The following is a 23,930-nucleotide window of genomic DNA, read 5'->3' as shown; positions in this document are numbered from 1 at the left end:
GGGCGATAATCGCACCAATTGGCAGAAAGTACAGGTATCGGCTCAGTTTTCCCCTTCAACTGACAGGTCCGCAAGCGAAAAATGTAGGCACTCGATTTCTAATAATCAACACCGACCCTGGTCGCGTGCTTCGTGCGAGTCATAAGAACAATGAAAACCCTCAAGACCCAAGTCGCTATTATCGGCGCCGGCCCCTCTGGCCTCCTGCTCGGCCAGCTGCTGCACAACGCCGGCATCGACGCTGTCATCCTCGAACGCCAGACCCCGGACTATGTATTGGGCCGCATCCGCGCCGGAGTGCTGGAGCAAGGCATGGTCGAACTGCTGCGCCAGGCTGGCGTCGGCCAACGCATGGACGCCGAAGGGCTGCCCCACGACGGCTTTGAACTGGTGCTCAACGACCGGCGGGTGCACATCGACCTCAAGGGCCTGACTGACGGTAAAAACGTCATGGTCTATGGCCAGACCGAAGTGACCCGTGACCTGATGGCCGCCCGCGAAGCCGCCGGCGCCCGCACGTTGTACCAGGCCAGCAACGCCCAGCCCCACGACATGCAAACCGAGCACCCTTTCGTGACCTTCGAACATGAAGGGCAAACCTTGCGCCTGGACTGCGACTACATTGCCGGTTGCGACGGTTTCCACGGCGTGGCGCGACAGTCCATTCCGGCGGAAAAACTCAAGGTTTTCGAGCGTGTCTACCCGTTTGGCTGGCTCGGCGTGCTGGCCGACACCCCGCCGGTTCACGAAGAGTTGGTCTACGCTCGGCACGCCCGCGGCTTTGCCCTGTGCAGCATGCGCTCCAAGACCCGCACCCGTTACTACCTGCAAGTCCCCGCCGAGGAGCAAGTGGCCGACTGGCCGGACGAGCGTTTCTGGCATGAACTGAAAAACCGCCTGCCCACCGACCTGGCCGAAGCCTTGGTGACCGGCCCGTCCATCGAGAAAAGCATCGCGCCGCTGCGCAGCTTCGTGGTCGAGCCGATGCAGTACGGGCGGATGTTCCTGGTGGGCGACGCGGCCCACATCGTCCCGCCGACCGGGGCCAAGGGGCTGAACCTGGCCGCCAGCGATGTCAGCACGTTGTTCAACATCCTGCTCAAGGTCTATCGCGACGGCCGTGTGGACTTGCTGGAGCAATATTCGGCCATCTGCCTGCGGCGCGTCTGGAAAGCCGAACGGTTCTCGTGGTGGATGACTTCGATGCTGCACCGCTTCGACGACGATGCCTTCAACCAGCGCATCAGCGAAGCCGAGCTCGAATACTTCCTCGACTCCGAGGCCGGCCGAAAAACCATTGCGGAAAATTACGTCGGACTTCCTTATGAGGCTATCGAATAGCCGCCTACCGACTTAAACTGCGGGCTTCGTCCCATTCGCCTCTTCGACGCAATGCCCGCAGGTTCTGCCGTGACTCAGCTCAATACACCCCAAGCTCCGAAACCGGCCATCCGCAGCGTGCTGGTGGCCCTGATGCTGGCGATTTTCCTGGGTGCCCTGGACCAGACCATCGTCGCCGTCTCGATGCCGGCCATCTCCGCACAATTTGCCGACGTCAGCCTGCTGGCCTGGGTGATTTCCGGCTACATGGTCGCCATGACCGTGGCGGTGCCCATCTACGGCAAGCTCGGTGACCTCTACGGACGTCGGCCGTTGATGCTGTTCGGCATGGGCCTGTTCACCCTGGCCTCGCTGTTCTGTGGCCTGGCGCAAAACATGGAGCAACTGGTGCTGGCGCGGATCGTCCAGGGCATCGGTGCCGGCGGGATGATTTCGGTGAGCCAGGCGATCATCGGCGACATCATCCCGCCCCGCGAGCGGGGTCGCTACCAAGGGTATTTCAGCAGCATGTACGCGGTGGCCAGCGTGGCCGGGCCGGTACTCGGTGGCTACATGACCGAATACTTGTCGTGGCGCTGGGTGTTCTGGATCAACCTGCCGCTGGGCCTCACGGCCTGGTGGGTGGCCCGCCGCACCCTGGTGGGGCTGCCCGTACCGCAACGCACGCCGATCATCGATTACCTGGGCACCGTGTTGCTGATCATTGGCCTGACGACGTTGCTGCTGGGGATCACCGAGGTCGGCCAGGGCCATGCCTGGCACAGCCGTGAAGTGCTCGGATTACTGGGTTGCGCGGGGATAGCCCTGGGGGCGTTCGCCTGGTACGAGCGCCGGGCGCGAGAACCGTTGCTGCCGATGCACCTGTTCGCCAACCGCAGCGCGGTGCTGTGCTGGTGCACGGTGTTCTTCACCAGTTTCCAGGCGATTTCCCTGACGGTGCTGGTGCCGTTGCGCTTCCAGAGCGTGACCGGCGCCGGTGCCGACAGTGCGGCGTTGCACTTGCTGCCGCTGGCCATAGGGCTGCCGCTCGGCGCGTATATCGCCGGCCGCCGGACCTCGGTCACGGGGCGCTACAAACCGATGATCCTCAGCGGCGCACTGCTCTTCCCCTTCGCCATCCTCGGCATGGCCTTCACTGCGCCTGACGCGCTCTGGCTGAGCAGCCTGTTCATGCTGCTCAGTGGCATCGCCTCCGGCATGCAGTTCCCCACGTCACTGGTGGGTTCACAGAATGCCGTCCACCAACAGGACATCGGCGTCGCCACCAGCACCACCAACCTGTTCCGCTCCCTCGGCGGCGCGGTGGGCGTGGCGTTGATGTCGGCCTTGCTGCTGGCTTTGCTACAGGACTCAAGTCTGGCCCAACTCGCCGGTGCGTCGCTGATCGGTGAAGGACATGCCGGCAACGTCTTGCTGGACGGCCTCAACGCCGCCCCAGGCGAGGCCCGGAACGCCTTGCGCCAGGCATTGCAGGCGACATTCCGGCATTTGCTGTTGATCAGCGCGGCGGTATCGCTGTTGGGGCTGGCGGCCGCGGTGGCGATGCCCAATCGCTTGCTGCGTGGGCGGGATGAGAAGGTTGGGTAACCTGTATCGGTGAAGAAGGATTGTGGGAGCAAAGCTTGCTCGCGAAACAAGCACCTCGGTTTTTTGAAAGACCGCATCGCCTTCATCGCGGGCAAGCCTTGCTCCCACACAAGCTTTGCTCGCACAAATACTATCAAGCCGTCGCTGCCACCCCCCCCGGCTCCGCCACCACGCTCATCCCATCCTTCATCCGCTTGGCATCGCGCACGAAGCAGCGTGACGCCAGGAACAAAAACAGCATGGTCAAGAGCAGCGCCACCGGGATCAGGTACATCGCGTCATGCAGGCCGATGGCCTTGAATGCTTCGGTCATCTGGTCGACACCCGCGGTGGCCATGGCCATGCGGGCGAAGTAGTCGGACAAGCCGCCCACCACCACCGGCCCCAGGCCGCCGCCGAGCAAATACAGCCCGGCAAAGTACAACGCCATCGCCGTGGCGCGCAGGCGCGGCTCCACCACGTCCTGGATCGCGGTGTAGACGCAGGTGTAAAAGTTATAGGCAAACAGCCAACCCACGCTGAACACCGCCACGAACACGCCGATTTCAATGCGCCCGGCATGCAGCGCCCACGCCGTGGTAACCGTCGAAATCGCCAGGCTGAACGCTGCAAACAGCAGGCGGCCGTTGGGCACGCGTTGATGAATCTTGTCCGCGACCCAGCCGCCCAGGGTAAGCCCGAACAACCCCGTCACGCCCACCATGATGCCAGTGGCCACGGCCGCCTCGTGCAGCGGCATCAGGAAATAACGTTGCAGCATTGGCACCAGGAAGGAGTTGCAGGCATAGGTGGCGAAGTTGAAGCACAGCCCCGCCAGCACCAGCCACAGGAAGGTGGGAATCGCCAGCACCCGGCGCACCGGCTTGTCGATCTTTTCCTGGGAGACCTGCACGGTTTCCGCCGCACCGCGCTTGGGCTCCTTGATGAAAAACATGAACACCGCCAGCACCAGCCCCGGTACCGCCGCGATGAAGAACGGCGCACGCCAGCTGTCGAACGCCTTGACCATCGCGCCAATGGTGAAAAACGCCAACAGCAGGCCCAGGGGCAGGCCGAGCATGAAGATGCCCATCGCCCGAGCCCGGCGGTGGGCCGGGAACAGATCGCCAATCAGTGAGTTGGCGGCTGGCGCGTAGCTGGCCTCGCCGATGCCGATGCCCATGCGCACCACCAGGAACGCCCAGAAACTGCCTACCAGGCCGTTCACCGCCGTCAGTCCGCTCCAGGCCGCCAGGCCCCAGCCCATCAGCTTGCTGCGCGAACCGGTATCGGCCATGCGCCCCAACGGCAAGCCGGCAATGGCGTAGACGATGGTGAAGGCGGTGCCGATGATGCCGATCTGGAAGTCACTGAGGCTCCATTCCATGCGGATCGGCTCGATGATGATCGCCGGAATGGTGCGGTCAAAGAAATTGAACAGGTTGGCCAGGAACAACAGGAACAGAATGCGCCAGGCATTCGCCGCTTGGGTCGAGTTCTGCATGGGTCCGTCTCTTTTATTGTTATGGGCCAACGGTCCGTGGCCTGGATATGCAATCTAGACAGCGCTACGGGCGCTGTCTCCAATCATTCGCAAGACTGATACCCCCCCATGGGACGCGGCGTATTTCTTGATGCCAATCAAGCTCCTGTAACAATTGCCACCCTTTTGCCTTTTGCTGGTTAAAGATCGAAGTCCGGTGGCCGATCCAACGTGATCAAGAAAAAGAATATCCCGAGCGCTGCTCAGGCCGCAGCCCTGGCCGCTCGGATCGATTTTCGCGTTTATCCAGGCGCGAATTCCCATCCGTGAGCGTTCGATGACGCATTCGTCGAGCCACCCGTTCAGGCACATGGCGCACAATGACCTCAAAAAAAACAGCCACTGCGGTATCCGATCTGACCTTGAGCCCCGCCGCCAACGGCCCGGAAGCCTCGAAGCCGTCGAGCCCCCCGCGCCCTCTGTCGACCCAGCAATATCTGTATTTCACCGAAACCAACACCGACCGTATCCTCGATAACCTCGACGGCCTGCGTGACACCGTGTTCCCGCGTCCGCCGCACCTGGTGGACGACGAATACGACCGCGCGCAACAGGAGTTCCCGTCGGTGTGCCTGATCGGTCTGGGTCGCTGCGGCTCCAACATTGCCCTGGACGTGGCCGAGCTGGTGTACAACGCTCGCAAGTTCTACCTCAACGAATTCAACGCCGAAGACAAAGGCTACAGCGACAAGGGCTACAGCCCCGCACAATGGATCCGCAACAACCTGCGCCTGGGCACCAGCAAGGCCAGCAAGCCGGTGTTCCTGGTGGAGCCGCTGGTGATGCTCGGCGACCTGGACAAGGACATCGCCGGGCGCATCCGCTTCTCGCGCAAGGGTGAAAAAAGCGGCTTCTTGCGCGACTACAGCAAGATGAAAATCATGGACCTGTCGGAAGTCCAGCCGGTGGCGCCGGTAACGCGCCGATCCTCGGCCAGTACCTGGCCAAGATCATCCTGAACAAGGACACCCAGCGCTTCTCCAGCCCCGACTGGAAAATGATCCACTCGTACCTGATCGACAGCTGCGGCATCAAGGCCAACCAGTCGCGCCTGTACTTCTCGATCTTCAGCGCCGGCGGCGGTACCGGTTCGGGCATGGCTTCGGAGTTCGGCCTGGCCCAGCAGTACTCGTACATGAACAAGACGTTCGACACCAAGCCGATGGACGAACACGACAGCAAGAGCGGCCATTCCTTCGTCTTCGAGCCGATCTTCACCAGCGGCATCTGCGTGCTGCCGAACATTTCCGACCACCGCAGCGAAATGTCCGAAGCCTTGCACATCAACGCCGGACGCCTGCTGTGCAAGTACCTGTCGGAAGAATGGGATTTCTCGTACAACTTCGCCAATGAAGACAGCAGCGAAGCCAGCGTGATGGGCCGTATCCGTCCATGGAACGCGATGATGCTGATCTCCAACGACATCATGCGCTACGCCGAAGAAAGCGATGACGGCAACATCCAGAACATCGATGTCAATGCCATGGAGAAGCACGCCAACCAGTACATCTCCCAGCAGATCTTCAACATCCTGACGGCCCAGGCCGTCACCACCGACTACGACCAGAATTACTTCCGCCGTGCCGGCATCGACATCGGCGAAACCATTCGCCTGGACGCCAACGACCTGTTCATGAGCCTGGCCGGCCCGGTGGCAATCGCCTACGCCGAGTCTGTCGTCCCGGAAACCCCGGCACCGAGCGGCGACAAGTTCAAGGTGTTCGAGAAAGAGCCGCCGCGCCTGAACATCGACGACCTGTTCTTCCGCTCCATCGACCTGCCGCACTTCAACAAAGTCACCCAGGCCATCGAAGGCATCAGCCTGTTGCCGATCGAATCCAAGCGCTACCGTGCCTCGCTGGAGCAATACAAGAATTCCGGCTACGACGCCGCGGCCCTGCATGACCTGCACTTCTTCAAGAACTGCTCGTCGGTGGTGTCCATCGTCTCCTTGCCCAAGGACTATAAGCTGTCCTACATGGACCTGAACCGGCTCAAGACCCACCTCAACAGCCTGTTCCCCAACACCACGCTCAAGCGTTACGCGCTGGTGATCGGCGCCTCGGCGAACCTGTCGCTGACCACCCTGATCGCCAAGAGCCCGTGCCTGTCGGATGATTTCCTGACCTTGATCGTGGCCTTCATCAAACGCTGCTTCGCCCGCACCCCGTACCGTTTCGACGACACCCTGGACAACTCGATCCTGGACTTCATCATCAATGAAGACTTCGACGAAGCACGCATCGACGACCTGCTCAACGAGTTCGAAAACCCGGCGAAGATCCTCGACACCAACTGGTACGCGATCAAGCCGATGTACGAGAAGAAGTACCGCGAGCTGATCAATGACAAGGACAAGTTCGTCTCGATCAACGACATCCGCCTGTCCCGCGACTGCGTGAAGAAATCCATCAAGTACCTGCGCGAGATCTACCGTCACCGCATTGGCAAGACCAAGGTCATTTCTCTGAATAACCATACTGGCAGGACTTACTGAGGCCGGCGCAGCACCGTGTTGCCCCCAATCGCGAGCAAGCTCGCTCCCACAGGGTTTTGTGTACACAGACCCACTGTGGGAGCGAGCTTGCTCGCGATAGCGCTCTTGACTCACCACCGGAACAACATCCAGAAACAATTGAGCAGCCCAAAGGCTGCTCCATGAACTGTTCCCGTTACGTATACGTCACCCTGCCTTGTGGCGTTTCGCCACGGCAGGGTGCTATCACGCTACTCACCTACACACTTTTTCAAACACAAAAACACGAACCAATTTGGTGCATCAATCAATTCGACGCCCTTTCCTGGACCATAATCCACGGCGAAACCACCACAGCCCAAAGCTGCGGATCGCGCGCCAGAAAATCCAGCGCCCGCGTTTCAGACAGCTTGGCGAGCTGGTCGGCGGCCAGCCAGGCGGCGACTTTGGTACCTTCGTCCCGGGCGACGGCCTCGGCCGCGGCGATCAAATCCAGTGCCGGATCGACCCACAATAGGGCACCCTTGGCAAAGAACGGCTCCAGCTCTTTCCAGGTGATGGATGCGGTTTCTCCAAGCAGCTTGGCATAGAGGGTGCTAGGTTCTTGATTCATGGGACCTGTCCGGAAAAGAAATCGGCGCGAATGATAACGTCGGTGGTCTGGCAGAAAAACCCGGTAGCAAATTGCAGTACCGATTGAAAAGCGCAGGAAAGCCAAGGATTGCCGAAACGACCGGACAACCCCCGCCGCTATTCTGTCTTTTTCTTTCAATTAAGCGACACCCCCAGGTTTTGCCCCCAAGCGCCAGCTTCCCTTGCCAACAATGGGCGCTCTACACTGTACCGGTACAGTTGCCGGGGGCATTTTCCGCGAGGGTATCCAAGATATCTGACCCGGTTCTGCTGCTACGGCGCCAGGACTATAAAAACTACAACAGCATGAGTGGAGCACTATGACTAAGGCTACTAAGCAGATTTCCAAACTGTTTGCCGCTATGGTTCTGGCCGGGGTTGCCAGCCATTCGTTTGCCGCCGACACCATCAAGATCGGCATCGCCGGCCCCAAGACCGGCCCTGTAGCCCAATACGGCGACATGCAGTTCAGTGGCGCGAAAATGGCCATCGAACAGATCAACGCCAAGGGCGGCGTCGACGGCAAGCAGCTCGTCGCCGTCGAATACGATGACGCCTGTGATCCAAAACAAGCGGTCGCGGTCGCGAACAAAGTCGTCAACGACGGCGTCAAGTTCGTGGTCGGCCACCTGTGCTCCAGCTCCACCCAGCCAGCTTCCGACATCTACGAAGACGAAGGCGTGGTCATGATTACCCCGGCGGCTACCAGCCCGGACATCACCGCTCGCGGCTACAAGATGATCTTCCGCACCATCGGCCTGGACAGCGCCCAAGGCCCTGCGGCCGGCAACTACATCGCCGACCACGTCAAGCCGAAGATCGTTGCGGTCCTGCACGACAAGCAGCAGTACGGTGAAGGCATCGCCAGCGCCGTGAAGAAAACCCTCGAAGGCAAAGGCGTGAAAGTGGCCGTCTTCGAAGGCGTGAACGCCGGCGACAAAGACTTCTCCTCGATGATCGCCAAGCTCAAGCAAGCCAACGTCGACTTCGTCTACTACGGCGGCTACCACCCGGAGCTGGGCCTGATCCTGCGTCAATCCCAGGAAAAAGGCCTGAAGGCCAAGTTCATGGGTCCGGAAGGCGTGGGTAACGACTCCATCTCGCAAATCGCCAAGGAATCCTCCGAAGGCCTGCTGGTGACCCTGCCGAAATCCTTCGACCAGGATCCGGCCAACGTTGCCCTGACTGACGCGTTCAAGGCCAAGAAAGAAGACCCGAGCGGTCCGTTCGTGTTCCCGTCCTACTCCGCTGTCCAGGTGATTGCCCAGGCCATCACTTCGGCCAAGAGCGAAGACGCAGGCAAAGTGGCTGAAGCCATCCACACCGGCACCTTCAAGACGCCAACGGGCGACCTGAGCTTCGACGCGAAGGGCGACCTGAAGGACTTCAAGTTCGTGGTCTACGAGTGGCATTTCGGCAAACCTAAAACCGAAGCTTCGCCTCAGTAAGGCCTGGCCTGACTGACTGCCAATAAAGCCCACGGCGTGCCGTGGGCTTTGTTTTAAATGTATTGGGCCGCGCTGGCGTGATCCGCCAGCCTCCCCACCTGAAAATCTCAAAACCGTCATCAGCGGTTCGCTGGCAAACCTCGTGTTCGAAGTGGATGCAGATCCACGGGGCCCGGGCGGGAAAATGACTCCACCAGTGAAATGCGTATCAGGTTTTTAGGAGCGCTGTAATGCCTGACATCTATCACTTCTTCCAGCAGCTGGTTAACGGTCTGACCGTTGGCAGCACGTATGCCCTGATCGCCATCGGCTATACGATGGTCTACGGCATCATTGGAATGATCAACTTCGCCCACGGCGAGGTGTACATGATCGGCTCCTACGTGGCGTTCATCGCCATCGCCGGGCTGAGCATGATGGGACTCGACAGTGTCCCGCTGTTGATGACCGCGGCGTTTCTCGCGAGCATCGTCGTCACCAGCTCCTATGGCTACAGCATCGAACGGATCGCCTACCGCCCCCTGCGCGGCAGCAACCGTCTGATCCCGCTGATTTCCGCCATCGGCATGTCGATCTTCCTGCAGAACACGGTACTGCTTTCCCAAGACTCCAAGGACAAATCCATTCCCAACCTGATCCCGGGCAACTTTGCCATCGGGCCAGGCGGGGCACATGAAGTGCTGATTTCCTACATGCAAATCGTGGTGTTCGTGGTGACCCTGGTCGCCATGCTCGGCCTCACGCTGTTCATCTCCCGTTCCCGCCTCGGCCGCGCCTGCCGCGCCTGTGCCGAAGACATCAAGATGGCCAACCTGCTGGGCATCAACACCAACAACATCATCGCCCTGACCTTCGTCATCGGTGCGGCCCTGGCGGCCATCGCCGCGGTGCTGTTGAGCATGCAATACGGCGTGATCAACCCCAACGCCGGCTTCCTCGTGGGCCTGAAAGCCTTCACCGCCGCGGTATTGGGCGGCATCGGCAGCATCCCCGGGGCGATGCTCGGCGGGTTGGTGCTGGGCGTGGCGGAAGCCTTTGGCGCCGACATCTTCGGCGACCAGTACAAGGACGTCGTCGCGTTCGGCTTGTTGGTTCTGGTTCTGTTATTCCGGCCGACCGGCATCCTGGGCCGCCCGGAGGTTGAGAAAGTATGACTAGGCATCTCAAATCGGCGCTTTTCAGCGCCCTGCTGGTCTGGGCCGTGGCCTACCCGGTACTGGGTCTTAAACTGACCATCGTCGGCATCAACCTGGAAGTGCACGGCACCAGCCCGGCGATCCTGGCGACCATCGCCGTGTGCTCGCTGCTGATGTTCGTGCGCGTGCTGTTCAGCACGCAGATCAGCGCGGCGTGGAAGTCTTCGCCCGGCCTGCCGGTGATCCCGGCCAAGGCCAGCCACTTCCTGACCCTGCCGAGCACCCAGCGCTGGATCGTGCTGGGCCTGATCGTCGTGGCCCTGGTGTGGCCGTTCTTCGGCTCTCGCGGCGCGGTGGACATCGCCACGCTGATCCTGATCTACGTGATGCTGGGCCTGGGCCTGAACATCGTCGTAGGCCTGGCCGGCCTGCTGGACCTGGGCTACGTGGGTTTCTACGCCGTCGGCGCCTACAGCTACGCGCTGCTGTCCCATTACTTCGGCCTGAGCTTCTGGATCTGCCTGCCCATCGCCGGGATGATGGCCGCCACCTTCGGCTTCCTGCTGGGCTTCCCGGTGCTGCGCTTGCGCGGCGATTACCTGGCGATCGTGACCCTGGGTTTCGGCGAGATCATCCGCCTGTTCCTGCGCAACCTGACCGACATCACCGGCGGCCCGAACGGCATCAGCAACATCCCCAAGCCAACGTTCTTCGGACTGAGCTTCGATAGAACCGCCGCCGAAGGCCTGCAAACCTTCCACGAATACTTTGGCCTGGAATACAGCTCGATCAACAAGGTGATCTTCCTCTACCTGATTGCGCTGTTGCTGGCCCTGGCCGCGCTGTTCGTCATCAACCGCCTGCTGCGCATGCCGATTGGCCGCGCGTGGGAAGCCTTGCGTGAAGACGAAATCGCTTGCCGCGCCCTGGGTCTCAACCCGACCGTGATCAAGCTGTCGGCCTTTACCCTCGGCGCTGCGTTCGCCGGTTTTGCCGGCAGCTTCTTCGCCGCTCGCCAAGGCCTGGTGACGCCGGAATCCTTCACCTTCATCGAGTCGGCGATCATCCTCGCCATCGTGGTGCTGGGCGGGATGGGCTCGCAACTGGGCGTGATCCTGGCGGCGATCGTGATGATCCTGCTGCCGGAAATGATGCGTGAATTCAGCGAATACCGCATGTTGATGTTCGGCGCCTTGATGGTGCTGATGATGATCTGGCGTCCTCAAGGTCTGCTGCCTATGCAACGCCCCCACATGGAGCTGCGCAAATGAGCCGCGAGATCCTCAAGGTTGAAAATTTAAGCATGCGCTTCGGCGGTTTGCTGGCGGTCAACGGCGTGGCCCTGACCGTGAAAGAGAAGCAAGTGGTTGCCCTGATCGGGCCCAACGGCGCGGGCAAGACCACCGTGTTCAACTGCCTGACCGGCTTCTACCAGCCCACCGGCGGCACCATCCTGCTGGACGGCGAGCCGATCCAGGGCCTGCCCGGCCACCACATCGCCCGCAAGGGTGTGGTGCGCACCTTCCAGAACGTGCGGCTGTTCAAGGACATGACGGCGGTCGAGAACCTGTTGATCGCCCAGCATCGTCATTTGAACACCAACTTCTTTGCCGGCCTGTTCAAGACCCCGGCGTTCCGCAAAAGCGAACGCGAGGCCATGGAGTACGCCGAGTACTGGCTGGACAAGGTCAACCTCACCGAGTTTGCCAACCGTACCGCCGGCACCCTGGCCTACGGTCAGCAACGGCGCCTGGAAATCGCCCGCTGCATGATGACCCGTCCGCGGATCCTCATGCTCGACGAGCCGGCCGCCGGCCTGAACCCCAAGGAAACCGAAGACCTCAAGGCGCTGATCGGCGTGCTGCGTGAAGAGCACAACGTCACCGTGCTGCTGATCGAGCACGACATGAAGCTGGTCATGAGCATTTCCGACCACATTGTCGTGATCAACCAGGGCACGCCCCTGGCCGACGGTACGCCGGAACAGATCCGCGACAATCCTGAAGTGATCAAAGCCTACCTGGGGGAAGCGTAAATGCTGCAGTTCGAAAACGTTTCCACTTTCTACGGCAAGATCCAGGCCCTGCACAGCGTCAACGTCGAAGTCCGCCAGGGCGAAATCGTCACGCTGATCGGTGCCAACGGTGCCGGCAAATCCACCCTGCTGATGACGCTCTGCGGTTCGCCCCAGGCCCACAGCGGCAGCATCCGCTACATGGGTGAGGAACTGGTGGGCCAGGACTCGGCGCAGATCATGCGCAAGAGCATCGCCGTGGTACCTGAGGGTCGTCGGGTATTTGCCCGGCTGACCGTGGAAGAAAACCTCGCCATGGGCGGATTTTTCACCGACAAGGGCGACTATCAGGAACAAATGGACAAGGTCCTGCACCTTTTCCCACGCCTGAAAGAGCGCTTTACCCAGCGCGGCGGCACCATGTCCGGCGGCGAACAGCAAATGCTCGCCATCGGCCGTGCGCTCATGAGCAAACCCAAGCTGCTGTTGCTCGACGAGCCTTCCCTGGGCCTGGCACCGATCATCATCCAGCAGATCTTCGACATCATCGAGCAACTGCGCAAGGATGGCGTGACGGTGTTCCTGGTGGAGCAGAACGCCAACCAGGCGCTGAAAATTGCCGACCGGGCGTATGTGCTGGAGAACGGCCGGGTGGTGATGCAAGGCACCGGCGAGGCGCTGCTGACCGACCCGAAAGTGCGCGAGGCGTATCTGGGCGGTTGAGTCCTGTCGCAGTAACAGAAACGGCCTTCGGGCCGTTTTTTTTTTGCCCGGACCGCCCGCAATCCCCTGTGGCGAGGGAGCTTGCTCCCGCTGGGCTGCGCAGCGGCCCCAAGATTTTGCGGTTGCTGCGCAACCGAGCGGGAGCAAGCTCCCTCGCCACGGGTTTTGCAGTGCGTAAAAAAATCGAGAGTCCGCTGTAACACTTCCCCACCTCCCTTCTCTAGTTCAGCAGACCGGCGCTAACGCCGGTTCATTTCCCTGAAGACTGGAGAATCACCATGACTGCTTCGACCCGTACCCTGTCCGCCGCTGCCTTGGTCCTCGCCCTGGGTTCTGCCCTGAGCATGACTGCCGTCACGACCGCTCACGCAGCCGACGACGCCATGGAAAAATGCTTCGGCGTCGCCCTCAAAGGCAAGAACGACTGCGCCGCCGGGGCCGGCACCACCTGCGCCGGTACCGCAAAGATGGACTATCAGGCCAACGCTTGGAAATCGGTCCCTAAAGGCACCTGCACCACCACCAAAAGCGAAACCTCCCCCACCGGTTTCGGCCAGCTCGAAGCGTTCAAAGCCAAGTCCTGATCGCACCCGCCTGAGGCCCGCCACCATGTTGAACGCCCCATCCCTCACCACTGATAGCCGGCTGCCGCCAAGGGCAGGGTTGGGGCTCAAGAGTGCGCATTTTCGTGAGGTCCTGCAGACCCGACCGGATCTGGGCTTTTTCGAGGTGCACGCGGAAAACTACATGGTGGCCGGTGGGCCGCTTCATCACTTCCTGGGGCTGATACGCGAACAGTACCCGCTGTCGTTGCACGGCGTCGGCCTGTCGATCGGTGGGGAAGGGCCGCTGGATGTCGCGCATATGCAGCGCCTGGCCGCCCTGATCGAACGCTATCAGCCCCAATCCTTTTCCGAACACCTGGCCTGGTCCAGCCACGGCCCGGTGTTCCTCAATGACTTGCTCCCCCTGGCCTATGACGCAGCAACCCTCGACCGGGTCTGCGAACACGTCGACCAGGTGCAGTCCAGCCTCAAGCGCACGCTGTTACTGGAAAACCCGGCCACCTACCTGGCCTTTGAAACCTCGACCTTCGACGAGCCACAGTTCATGAGCGAAGTGATCCGTCGCACCGGCTGCGGCCTGCTGCTGGATGTGAACAACGTCTACGTTTCGTGCGTCAACCATTGCCGCGATCCATTGGCCTACCTCGACGCCCTGCCTCTGCAAGCGACCGGCGAAATTCACCTGGCCGGCTTTGCCGAAGATTCCGACAGCCTCGGCGAGCGCCTGTTGATAGACGATCACGGCGCCCCCGTCGACCACGCGGTCTGGCAACTGTATCTCCAGGCACTGGAGCGGACCGGGCCGGTCGCCACCTTGATCGAGCGCGACAACCACGTCCCGGCATGGGAGGTGCTGCTGGCCGAAGCACGCCAGGCCGATCAACTGTTGAGCGCCGCTGGAGCCCGGCCATGAGCAACCAGCACGCATTTGCCGCCGCAATGCTCGACCCGCGCAAGGCATGTCCGACCGGCCTGGTCAGCGCCAATGGGGCGGCCCCGGAAAGCCGTTTCGCGGTGTACCGCAACAACGTACTCAGCTCATTGATCAACGCCCTGGCCGACAACTACCCGGTGGTGGCGCAACTGGTGGGCGAGGCATTCTTCCGGGCCATGGCCGGGGTCTATGTCCAATCGACGCCGCCGCGCAGCCCGGTGATGAACGACTACGGGGGCGACTTTGCCGAATTCATCGAACACTTCGAACCTGTCGCCAGCGTGCCTTACCTGGCGGACGTCGCTCGGCTGGAGCGACTGCATGTGCAAGCCTGGCATGCCGCCGACGCCGAGCCCATGGCGCAAGAACGAATCGTGGCGGCGCTGTCGTCCCCCACGCTGGCGGGGCACCTGAAGATCGGGCTTCACCCGTCACTGCGGCTGCTGCAATCCCCCTACGCCGTGGTGACGATCTGGGCCGCTCATCAGCACCAGGCGCCCGTACCGTTCGAAACGTTTCCCGCGCAAAACGCCTTGGTGCTGCGCAACGGCCTGGATGTGGAGGTGTTTGCGATCAGTCGCGCTGCCCATGGGTTCATCGCCGCCCTGCAACAAGGGTCTTCCCTGACGGCTGCCATCGAAGCCTCAATCGATCTTGACCTGGAACAGACCCTGGCGGGGCTCATCCGCCACCAGGCCATCACCCACCTCCTAGCCGAACAGGTATCCCCATGAACGCCCTGATTGCCGGTTTCATTCAATGGCTGGAGAAAATCCCCCACAGCCTGATCGCCTTCGTCGCACGCTTCTCGATTGCCGCCGTGTTCTGGAAATCCGGCCAGACCAAAATCGAAGGACTGGCCATCGACCTGTTCGACGGCACCTTCCAGATCGGTCTGCCGCGGCTGGCGGACTCGGCCATCCCCCTGTTCAAAAGCGAATATGCCTTGCCGCTGCTGTCGCCGGAACTGGCTGCGCACTTGGCGGCCTCTGCCGAGCATGTGTTCCCGGTACTGCTTCTGTTTGGCCTGGCGACACGCTTTTCGGCAATGGCCTTGCTCGGCATGACCTTGACCATTCAGGTGTTCGTCTACCCGGACGCCTACCCGACCCATGGCACCTGGGCGGCGGTCTTGCTCTACCTGATGGCCCGTGGACCGGGGGTGTTGTCGATCGATCACCTGATCGCCAAGCGTTACGCCCACGGCTGAACACAGATCCCCTCACAGATCCCCTGTGGGAGCGAGCTGGCTCGCGATAGCGGTGGGTCAGCTTGCACAAATACCGGATGTACCACCGCCTTCGCGAGCAAGCTCGCTCCCACAAGGGATGACAAATGACCGGGTTATCGCTGTAGCCGATCCAACGCCTCGCCACTGCGCTTGAACCAGTCGATCAAGTAGTCGGCCAGCACCTGGGTGCGCTTGGGCAGGCCGCCCTGGTACGGGTGCACCAGGTACATCGGCATGCGCCGGGTCTGGTAGTCGCGCAGCAGCCAATGCAGACGTCCGTCCGCCAACGCTTCATGCAGCAGGTACGACGGCAGCCGGGCGATTCCGGCACCGGCCAGGGCGGCTTTTTTCAGCAGGCTGTAGTGATTGCTGGCGAACGGCCCCGACACTCGGACCCGCAACAGTTCGTGTTGTTGGTGGTAAAGCCATTCTTCCCGGCCGCTGTAGTGGCTGTTGAGCAAACAGCGGTGCTCGGCCAAGGCCTGGGGCGTTTCAGGTTCGCCATAGTGTTCGAGGTAGGCCGGGCTGGCGCAGGTCATTTCGTGCCACGCCAACAATGGCCGGGCCACCAGCCGCTCATCGATGGCGGCGTCGGAGCGGATCGCCAGGTCGAAACCATCGCGGCTCAAGTCACGGTAACCGTTGTTGAGCTCCAGTTCGATCTGCACGTTGGGGTACGTGCGAGCGAACTCCATCAGCAAGCCCTCGAAGAAGGTTTCACCCAACGAAACCGGAACCGTCATACGCACCGGCCCGCAAATGTCATCCTTCAACCGAGCCAATGCCTGACGCGCCCTTTCCACCTGCACCAGCAGCGCCTGGGCCTGAGGCAACAGCGCCGCCCCTGCCGCCGTGAGGCTCAAGCGCCGTGTGGTGCGTTGCAGCAACACCACCGAAAACCGGCTTTCCAACAGGCTGATGCGCTTGGACAACTGGCCCTTGCTGCACCCCAATTGCTGGGCCGCCAAGGTAAAACTGCCGGCCTCCATCAACACGGCGAACGCCGCCAGGTCATCCATTTCGCTCATTGGATTGTTTCCAAATGAAAACCAAAGGTTGCCTATTAGCATGATTATCACTGGAAAGAACCCCTCTAGACTGAAAACTCGTTCAACCCATTAAGGAACAACTCATGAAAATCCTCTTGATCGGCGCCAACGGCACGATCGGTTCGGCCATTGATAAAGAACTGTCGCCCCGCCACGAAATCGTTCGGATCGGCCGCCACAGCGGTGAACTGCAGGTGGATATCAGCGACAGCGCCTCGATTCGCGCCCTGTTCGAGAAGACTGGTCGTTTTGACGCCCTGGTCTGCGCCGCCGGCAACGTCACCTTTGCGCCCCTGGCCGACATGACCGAAGACAGCTTTGCCCTGGGCTTGAAAGACAAGCTGATGGGCCAGGTCAACCTGCTGCTGATCGGTCGCGAATTCGCCAATGACGGCGCCTCCTTCACCTTCACCACCGGCGTGCTCAGCCACGACCCGATCAAGAGCGGTGCTTCGGCGGCCCTGGTCAACGGCGCCCTGGACAGTTTCGTGCGCGCCGCGGCAATCGAGTTGCCACGGGGCCTGCGGGTCAACTCGGTGAGCCCGAACGTGCTGCTGGAAGCCATGGACAAATACGCGCCTTATTTCCGCGGTTTCAAACCCGTACCCGCAGTGGATGTGGCATTGGCCTACGCCAAGAGCGTCGAAGGCCTACAAACCGGTCAGACCTTTCATGTGGGTTAACACCCCTTGTGATGCAGGATTAGTCTGAGTAACGTGGCGGCACTTGTCTGGAGACCCAATGATGCGTGCCGCCCGCTCCCTGCTGTTTGTCGCCCTCCTGCCGCTGTTCACCGGCTGCCAATTGCTCGACACCCCACGTCAGAGCGCCTCCCACGCCGGACAGACACGCCTGCAGGGCGAACTCACGGCGGCCGATGGCAAACTAGTGCTCCAACCGTGCCAGGAACAGCGCCGCTACATCGTCAACGACAGCGGTGGCACCAGCGTGCTGCAACAGGCCGCCAGCCTGGCCGATGACCAGGGCAAACTGTTTGCCGATGTACGTGGCCGTATCGTTTCCAGCGCAGCGGCCGGCACCGACAGTCAGTTGGACGTTGAACAGCTGTATCGACTGGAGCGTTCGGGAACGGCTTGCGAAGACGTCGACTTCAAACGCGTGATCCTGCGCGCCGCGGGACACAGCCCGGAATGGACGCTCAAGGCCAGTGGCAAGGGCCTGGTGCTGGACCGCGAAGGCCAGCCGCCGCTGGCGGTGCCTTACGTCGAGGAGCAATTGGGCGATGGCCGCTTCAACCTGGGCACCGAGGCCAACGGCCAGAAAGTCGAGCTGTGGGTCACACCTGCGCGTTGTGTCGACAGCGTCAGCGACAGCGTGCAACACATGAGCGCCGAGTTGCGGGTCAACGGCCAGGTCCAACGCGGCTGCGCCTACTTCGGCGGCGCGCGCGACGACTGATTCACAGCTTTTGGCTTATAATCGCCGGTTCACGCCCTGGTGCAGTTGTGCATCCCGCGAACCGGACCCCGCCATGTTACGAATCACCGAACTCAAGCTGCCAATCGATCACCCCGAAGAAGACCTGCGCCCTGCCATCGTGCAGCGCCTGGGCATCGCCAGCGATGACCTGCTCGACTTCACCCTGTTCAAGCGCAGCTACGATGCGCGCAAGAAATCCTCCGAACTGTGCTTCATCTACACCATCGACCTGACGGTGCGTGATGAAGCCAGCCTGCTGCGCAAGTTCGCCGATGACCGTAACGTCAACGAAGCGCCGGATGTCAGCTACAAAGTGGTGGGCCAGGCCCCGGCCGACTTGAGCGAGCGGCCGATCGTGGTCGGCTTCGGCCCGTGCGGGATTTTCGCCGCCCTGTTGCTGGCGCAGATGGGTTTCAAGCCGATCATCCTCGAACGTGGCCCGGAAGTGCGCCAGCGCACCAAGGACACCTGGGGCCTGTGGCGCAAAAGTGTGCTCAACCCCGAGTCCAATGTGCAGTTCGGTGAAGGCGGCGCAGGGACGTTTTCCGATGGCAAGCTCTACAGCCAGATCAAGGATCCGAAATTCCTTGGCCGCAAGGTCCTGCACGAATTCGTCAAGGCCGGGGCGCCGGAAGAAATCCTCTACGTCAGCAAGCCGCACATCGGCACGTTCCGCCTGACAGGCGTGGTGGAAACCATGCGTGAGCAGATTCGCGCCCTGGGCGGCGAAGTACGCTTCCAGCAACGGGTCACCGATGTGCTGATCGAGGACGGCCAACTGGTCGGCGTCGAATTGGCCGGCGGTGAACGCATTCATTCGAAACACGTGATCCTGGCCCTCGGCCACAGCGCCCGGGACACGTTCCGTATGCTCCACAGCCGTGGCGTGTATATGGAAGCCAAGCCGTTCTCGGTGGGTTTCCGCATCGAACACCCGCAATCGCTGATCGACAGCGCGCGCCTGGGCAAGTACGCCGGCCATCCGAAACTCGGCGCCGCCGACTACAAACTGGTGCACCACGCCAAGAATGGCCGCTCGGTATACAGCTTCTGCATGTGCCCGGGCGGCACCGTGGTAGCGGCGACGTCCGAGCCGAACCGCGTCGTCACTAACGGCATGAGCCAGTATTCGCGCAATGAGCGCAACGCCAACTCTGGCATCGTCGTCGGCATTACCCCGGAAGTGGATTATCCGGGTGGCCCACTGGCCGGTATCGAGTTGCAGGAACGCCTGGAATCCCACGCGTTCGTGCTCGGCGGCAGCAACTACGAGGCCCCGGCGCAACTCGTGGGCGATTTCATCGCCGGCAAGCCGTCTACCGCACTGGGCAGCGTCGAACCTTCCTACAAGCCTGGGGTGTCCCTGGGTGATCTGGCCCTGGCCTTGCCGGACTTCGCCATCGAAGCCATCCGCGAAGCCTTACCGGCGTTCGAGAAACAGATTCGCGGCTACTCGCTGCACGACGCCGTGCTGACCGGCATCGAAACCCGCACCTCATCGCCCCTGCGCATCACCCGCAACGAATCGCTGCAGAGCCTGAACGTCAAGGGTCTGTTCCCGGCGGGTGAAGGCGCCGGTTATGCGGGCGGGATCCTGTCGGCGGGGGTGGACGGGATTCGGATTGCCGAGGCCGTGGCGCGGGACATTCTTGGTCTCGAAGCCTGACAGTTGGCCCAATGTGGGAACGAGCTTGCTCGCGATGGCGGCCTGGCATTCAACACAGATGTTGACTGATCCACCGCTATCGCTCCCACAAGGGACCTCAGGGTTTTCAAGATTCAGATGTTGGCCCGCAACACACTCTCTGGCAGTGCCTCGCCCCGCTCCACACTCGCCGCCACGATGTCCATCAACTCGCTCAACGCATAGCCTTGGGCCTTTAGCCATGCCGGGTCGTAATAGGTCGTGGCGTAGCGCTCGCCGCCGTCACACAAGATCGCCACGATCGACCCCGACTCCCCCGCATCTGCCATCTGCCGGGCCGCCATGAGTGCGCCGATCAGGTTGGTGCCGCTGGACCCGCCGACCCGTCGTCCCAGACGCTCGGCCAGGTAATGCATGGCCGCCAGCGACAAGGCATCCGGGACCTTGACCATCGCATCGATGACGTTCGGCAGGAACGACGCTTCGACTCGCGGCCGGCCGATACCCTCGATGCGTGAACCGCAATCCAGGCGCAGGCTGGCGTCGCCACTGCGGTAGTAATCGAAGAACACCGAACGCTCGGCGTCGGCACACAGCACGCGGGTGCCGTGCTGGCGGTAACGGACATAGCGTCCCAGGGTGGCCGTGGTGCCGCCGGTGCCGGGGCTGGAGATCAGCCATGTGGGCTCCGGATGCCGCTCGAAGCGCATCTGCTGGAAGATCGATTCGGCAATGTTGTTATTGGCCCGCCAGTCCGTGGCCCGCTCGGCATAGGTGAACTGGTCGATGAAATGCCCGTCATGCTCGCGGGCCAGGCGCTCGGATTCGGCGTAGATCTGCGTAGGATCATCCACCAGGTGGCTCTGGCCGCCATAGAAAGCGATCTGTGCGATTTTTTCCCTGGAGGTAGTCGCCGGCATCACCGCAATGAACGGCAGGCCCAGCAACCTGGCGAAGTAAGCCTCGGAAATCGCCGTCGAGCCGCTGGAGGCCTCGATCACTGGCGCACCGGGCTTGAGCCAGCCGTTACACAACGCATAGAGAAACAGCGAACGGGCCAACCGATGCTTGAGGCTGCCGGTGGGATGACTGGACTCATCCTTGAAGTACAGCTCGATGCCCGGCAGGCCAGGCAGCGGCAGCGGAATCAGGTGAGTATCGGCGCTGCGCTGGAAGTCTGCCTCGATGATGCGGATCGCTTCACGGGCCCACTGGCGGTGGTCGTTCATGGTGTGTTTGCTCACTGATCGTGTTCGGCGTGGGGAGATCACGCGCTCGTGCAGGCACGGCTGGAGTTCGGAAAAACCAGACGTCAGCTTAGGAAAAAACCGACATCACGCACAGGTACAGCTAAGGTCCAATATGGCCCATAACTGCCGACTGCGTGGCGCAGGCCTTGTAACGCCATATAACAAAAAAGAATATAAATTTTGTTTTAACAACTAACAGTACGGGTTAGGGTGTGCCATCTTTTTGATTCGATACATGGAGAGCGATCGTGGCTCTACGCAATTCTCTGACACGTTTTTTTCAACTGGAGGCTGCCAGCGGCCTGCTGCTGATCGCCGCCGCCGTACTGGCCCTGGTCATCAACAATTCACCGCTGTCCTGGTTGTATAACGGCCTGCTGGACACCCCGGTGGTCGCCCAGGTGGGCGCCCTGAAGATCGCCAAACCCCTGCTGCTGTGGATCAACGACGGCCTGATGGCGATGTTCTTCCTGCTTATCGGCCTCGAAGTCAAACGTGAAGTACTCGACGGGCAACTATCAAAGCCGTCGCAAATCGTCTTGCCGGGTGCGGCGGCGATTGGCGGCATGGTGGTACCGGCGCTGATCTACTGGTTTCTCAACCGCGACAACCCGGCCGCCCTCGCCGGCTGGGCGATTCCGACGGCCACTGACATCGCGTTCGCCCTCGGCGTGCTGGCCTTGCTCGGCAAGCGGGTGCCGGTGTCGCTCAAACTGTTCCTGATGACCTTGGCGATCATCGATGACCTGGGCGCCATTATCATCATCGCCATCTTCTATTCCGGCGCCCTGTCGACCGTGTCGCTCATGCTGGCGGCCGCCTGCATCGCCGTACTGGTGGCGATGAACCGGATGGGCGTGGTCAAGCTCGGGCCCTACATGGTGGTAGGTCTGATCCTCTGGGTCTGCGTGCTCAAGAGCGGTGTCCATGCCACGTTGGCCGGGGTCACCCTGGCGTTCTGCATTCCGCTGCGCACGAAAAACGCCGAGACTTCGCCGCTGCTCACCCTGGAACATGCCCTGCACCCCTGGGTGGCCTATGGCATCCTGCCGCTGTTCGCCTTCGCCAATGCCGGCCTGTCCCTGAGCGGCGTCACCGTCGAGAGCTTCACCCATCACGTGCCAATGGGCATCGCCATCGGCCTGTTGCTGGGCAAGACCGTCGGCGTCTTCGGCCTGACCTGGCTGGCCGTGAAAATCGGCATCGCCAGCCTGCCCGCCGGCGCCAATTGGGGCCAGGTACTGGGCGTGGCGATCCTGTGCGGGATTGGTTTCACCATGAGCCTGTTCGTCGGCTCCCTGGCGTTCGAGCCGGGTGTGAGTGACTACGCTGGCATGGACCGGATGGGGATCCTCACCGGTTCGATCCTGGCGGCGTTGCTGGGTTATGCGGTGACGGCGGCGGCCAGTCGCAAGCAGTCTGCATTGCCTGGCTGATCCTTGCTTCTGCGTTAGCGTCTTGAGAGCCATGGGAGGTTAAGGAATGGTGTGTATATCCGTTGCTGCGGTAACGGCGGCTGGCGGTTCCGCTCTTACAGCGGCTCACTTTTGAGAAGCCTGCGCGGCCCGGCGCAAAGTAAGCAAAACGCTTTATGCCCCACCACTCGGCCAGCGTGGTTAACGGGGCGCCGAGATCAACGTCCACCACGAGGCGGCCTAACAGCCGACCTGGTTCTGGATGGGACCGCGTTTTTCCTGTGGGAGCGAGCTTGCTCGCGATGAGGCCAGCAGCCCAACATCCATGTAACTGACCCACCGTCATCGCGAGCAGGCTCGCTCCCACATTGGATCTTTCGCGGCGCCCTATTCATGTGCACCCGGAGTCCCTCTGTGGGAGCGGGCTTGCTCGCGAAGAGGCCGGTACATCCAACATCACCGCAAACTGACACACCGCCTTCGCGAGCAAGCCCGCTCCCACAGGAAAAACGCGGTCCCACCCAGAACCAGGTCGGCTACTAGGCCGCCTCGGTTCTGTTTTTGATCTGGGGCGCCCCGTTAACCACGATGGCTGAACGAAGGCCTTGCGCAGTGGGCACCTCGGCATGGATGCCGAGGTAGCCGCGCTGGGCCATGGATGGCCCTTCGCGGCGGCCCACGGAGCAAGGCCTTCGTTCAGGCATGCCGAGCCTAGGCGAGGCACCGAGTGGTGGGGCAAAGCGTTTTTGGTTATTTTTGGCGCTCTTCCAAAAGTGACCCGCTGTAAGAGCGGAACCATAAGTAGCCGTTACCGCAGCAACGGATATGCCCCCAAAAAAACCAGCAAGTATCGAAGAAACAAAAACGGCGCTTTCCCATTCAGGAAAAAGCGCCGTTTTTTCTTACCTGACTCCTGCTTAGTGCGACACGCGACTCGTACCATCCACAGTGGCAATACGAACCCGCTCACCCACACGGAATATCTCGTTTTCCTGAACCTGCTGCACATAGGCACGCATGCTGCCGTCATCTTCACGAACGGTAATTTCCACACCCTGGGTACGGGTCAGGCCTTCTTCAGTAGCCGAACCAATCAGGCCACCCGCCACGGCGCCGATCACGGCAGCGACGATGCTGCCACGGCCACCACCGATGGCACTGCCGCCTACGCCACCGACCACAGCACCGGCCGCACCACCGATTGGGGTCTTGGTGCCTTCGATCTTGACCGGACGCAAGGCTTCGATCGTGCCCATGCGAATCGTCTGCACACGACGCGCCTCGTCACGGGAGTAGGAGTCACCGGTCAGGCTCGACTGACAGCCAGTGAGCAACATCGCCATCGTGGAAAAGGAAGCAACCAGCAAAACAGACTTACGCATAGCATCAAACTCCAAAAGACAGGGATTCATTAAACTCCGCAGCTTGACGCCTGTCACGGCCTCGCCGGGATAAAATTGCTTTCATTCAGGTGGGATACAGGCGCGCCCGAAAAATTCACCAAACAGTAGCGTCAATTT

20 protein-coding genes and 1 pseudogene are annotated in these 23,930 nt (G+C 61.4%); 16 read left to right on the top strand and 5 right to left on the bottom strand.

Annotation, left to right across the window (positions count from 1 at the left end; genetic code table 11):
- The first annotated feature begins 150 nt into the window (after nucleotides 1-150).
- Together pobA and BM321_RS18205 are read left to right on the top strand one after the other, a co-directional pair.
- Nucleotides 151-1,341, top strand: coding sequence for a 4-hydroxybenzoate 3-monooxygenase (gene pobA / locus BM321_RS18210; RefSeq protein ID WP_092443794.1), 1,191 nt, complete (start codon nucleotides 151-153; stop codon nucleotides 1,339-1,341).
- 69 nt (nucleotides 1,342-1,410) lie between these two features.
- On the top strand, nucleotides 1,411-2,928 hold the full coding sequence (locus tag BM321_RS18205) for an MDR family MFS transporter (RefSeq protein ID WP_092443792.1): 1,518 nt from the start codon (nucleotides 1,411-1,413) through the stop codon (nucleotides 2,926-2,928).
- A 133-nt stretch (nucleotides 2,929-3,061) separates the two neighbouring features.
- On the opposite strand, the gene BM321_RS18200 is transcribed toward BM321_RS18205, so the two are convergent.
- The gene (locus tag BM321_RS18200; protein WP_092443790.1) at nucleotides 3,062-4,411 is read right to left on the bottom strand and encodes a spinster family MFS transporter; all 1,350 of its coding nucleotides are present in this window, start codon (nucleotides 4,409-4,411) and stop codon (nucleotides 3,062-3,064) included.
- Nucleotides 4,412-4,770: 359 nt separating this feature from the next.
- Here BM321_RS18200 and BM321_RS18195 point away from each other — a divergent pair.
- Nucleotides 4,771-6,947 (top strand): annotated as a pseudogene (locus tag BM321_RS18195) (hypothetical protein).
- A gap of 286 nt (nucleotides 6,948-7,233) precedes the next feature.
- Here BM321_RS18195 and BM321_RS18190 read toward each other — a convergent pair.
- Nucleotides 7,234-7,539: a DUF2288 domain-containing protein gene (locus BM321_RS18190; RefSeq protein ID WP_092443788.1), complete on the bottom strand. Its 306-nt coding sequence runs from the start codon at nucleotides 7,537-7,539 to the stop codon at nucleotides 7,234-7,236.
- A 340-nt stretch (nucleotides 7,540-7,879) separates the two neighbouring features.
- Here BM321_RS18190 and BM321_RS18185 point away from each other — a divergent pair, with 340 nt between their 5' ends.
- From BM321_RS18185 to BM321_RS18145, 9 genes are all read left to right on the top strand, one after another.
- Nucleotides 7,880-9,007, top strand: coding sequence for a branched-chain amino acid ABC transporter substrate-binding protein (locus tag BM321_RS18185; protein WP_092443786.1), 1,128 nt, complete (start codon nucleotides 7,880-7,882; stop codon nucleotides 9,005-9,007).
- 230 nt (nucleotides 9,008-9,237) lie between these two features.
- A complete protein-coding gene (gene livH / locus BM321_RS18180) occupies nucleotides 9,238-10,161 on the top strand; it encodes a high-affinity branched-chain amino acid ABC transporter permease LivH (RefSeq protein WP_060738894.1) in 924 nt (307 codons plus the stop codon).
- The gene (locus BM321_RS18175) at nucleotides 10,158-11,414 is read left to right on the top strand and encodes a high-affinity branched-chain amino acid ABC transporter permease LivM (protein ID WP_092329158.1); all 1,257 of its coding nucleotides are present in this window, start codon (nucleotides 10,158-10,160) and stop codon (nucleotides 11,412-11,414) included. The genes livH and BM321_RS18175 overlap by 4 nt, the downstream gene beginning before the upstream one ends.
- Nucleotides 11,411-12,178: a high-affinity branched-chain amino acid ABC transporter ATP-binding protein LivG gene (gene livG / locus BM321_RS18170; protein WP_060738896.1), complete on the top strand. Its 768-nt coding sequence runs from the start codon at nucleotides 11,411-11,413 to the stop codon at nucleotides 12,176-12,178. Before BM321_RS18175 ends, livG begins: the two co-directional genes overlap by 4 nt.
- Nucleotides 12,179-12,880 carry an ABC transporter ATP-binding protein gene (locus BM321_RS18165; RefSeq protein ID WP_053119042.1) on the top strand — a complete coding sequence of 234 codons (702 nt, stop codon included), beginning with the start codon at nucleotides 12,179-12,181 and terminating at the stop codon, nucleotides 12,878-12,880.
- Nucleotides 12,881-13,158: 278 nt separating this feature from the next.
- Nucleotides 13,159-13,464: a BufA1 family periplasmic bufferin-type metallophore gene (locus BM321_RS18160; RefSeq protein ID WP_092443784.1), complete on the top strand. Its 306-nt coding sequence runs from the start codon at nucleotides 13,159-13,161 to the stop codon at nucleotides 13,462-13,464.
- A 25-nt stretch (nucleotides 13,465-13,489) separates the two neighbouring features.
- The gene (locus tag BM321_RS18155; protein WP_092443782.1) at nucleotides 13,490-14,359 is read left to right on the top strand and encodes an MNIO family bufferin maturase; all 870 of its coding nucleotides are present in this window, start codon (nucleotides 13,490-13,492) and stop codon (nucleotides 14,357-14,359) included.
- Nucleotides 14,356-15,114, top strand: coding sequence for an HvfC/BufC N-terminal domain-containing protein (locus tag BM321_RS18150; RefSeq protein ID WP_092443780.1), 759 nt, complete (start codon nucleotides 14,356-14,358; stop codon nucleotides 15,112-15,114). Before BM321_RS18155 ends, BM321_RS18150 begins: the two co-directional genes overlap by 4 nt.
- Nucleotides 15,111-15,590 carry a DoxX family protein gene (locus BM321_RS18145; RefSeq protein WP_092443778.1) on the top strand — a complete coding sequence of 160 codons (480 nt, stop codon included), beginning with the start codon at nucleotides 15,111-15,113 and terminating at the stop codon, nucleotides 15,588-15,590. Before BM321_RS18150 ends, BM321_RS18145 begins: the two co-directional genes overlap by 4 nt.
- A 134-nt stretch (nucleotides 15,591-15,724) precedes the next feature.
- Here the strand turns inward: BM321_RS18145 and BM321_RS18140 are convergent, their stop codons facing one another.
- Entirely contained in the window at nucleotides 15,725-16,639 is a 915-nt protein-coding gene (locus tag BM321_RS18140) for a LysR family transcriptional regulator (RefSeq protein WP_092329173.1), read from the bottom strand.
- Between the two features lie 104 nt (nucleotides 16,640-16,743).
- On the opposite strand from BM321_RS18140, the gene BM321_RS18135 reads away from it, so the two are divergent.
- The 3 genes from BM321_RS18135 to BM321_RS18125 all read left to right on the top strand — a co-directional run bounded on the left by BM321_RS18135 (nucleotide 16,744) and on the right by BM321_RS18125 (nucleotide 19,766).
- A complete protein-coding gene (locus BM321_RS18135) occupies nucleotides 16,744-17,343 on the top strand; it encodes a short chain dehydrogenase (protein WP_092329176.1) in 600 nt (199 codons plus the stop codon).
- 61 nt (nucleotides 17,344-17,404) lie between these two features.
- Complete coding sequence (locus BM321_RS18130) at nucleotides 17,405-18,079, top strand: COG3650 family protein (protein ID WP_092443837.1); 675 nt, start codon at nucleotides 17,405-17,407, stop codon at nucleotides 18,077-18,079.
- 73 nt (nucleotides 18,080-18,152) lie between these two features.
- Nucleotides 18,153-19,766, top strand: a complete 1,614-nt coding sequence (locus tag BM321_RS18125) for an NAD(P)/FAD-dependent oxidoreductase (RefSeq protein WP_092443776.1) — start codon at nucleotides 18,153-18,155, stop codon at nucleotides 19,764-19,766.
- Between the two features lie 113 nt (nucleotides 19,767-19,879).
- On the opposite strand, the gene BM321_RS18120 is transcribed toward BM321_RS18125, so the two are convergent.
- Nucleotides 19,880-20,974, bottom strand: coding sequence for a PLP-dependent cysteine synthase family protein (locus tag BM321_RS18120; RefSeq protein ID WP_092443774.1), 1,095 nt, complete (start codon nucleotides 20,972-20,974; stop codon nucleotides 19,880-19,882).
- Between the two features lie 269 nt (nucleotides 20,975-21,243).
- On the opposite strand from BM321_RS18120, the gene nhaA reads away from it, so the two are divergent.
- Nucleotides 21,244-22,431, top strand: a complete 1,188-nt coding sequence (gene nhaA, locus BM321_RS18115; RefSeq protein ID WP_092443772.1) for a Na+/H+ antiporter NhaA — start codon at nucleotides 21,244-21,246, stop codon at nucleotides 22,429-22,431.
- 896 nt (nucleotides 22,432-23,327) lie between these two features.
- Here the strand turns inward: nhaA and BM321_RS18110 are convergent.
- Nucleotides 23,328-23,792 carry an outer membrane lipoprotein gene (locus tag BM321_RS18110; protein WP_092443770.1) on the bottom strand — a complete coding sequence of 155 codons (465 nt, stop codon included), beginning with the start codon at nucleotides 23,790-23,792 and terminating at the stop codon, nucleotides 23,328-23,330.
- Nucleotides 23,793-23,930 lie beyond the last annotated feature (138 nt).

It is taken from the genome of Pseudomonas sp. NFIX10 (genome assembly GCF_900111955.1).
GTDB classification, from domain to species: Bacteria; Pseudomonadota; Gammaproteobacteria; order Pseudomonadales; family Pseudomonadaceae; genus Aquipseudomonas; species Aquipseudomonas fluorescens_AA.
Note: the sequence above shows the minus strand (reverse complement) of the source record. Positions and strands in the feature narration are given on the sequence as shown.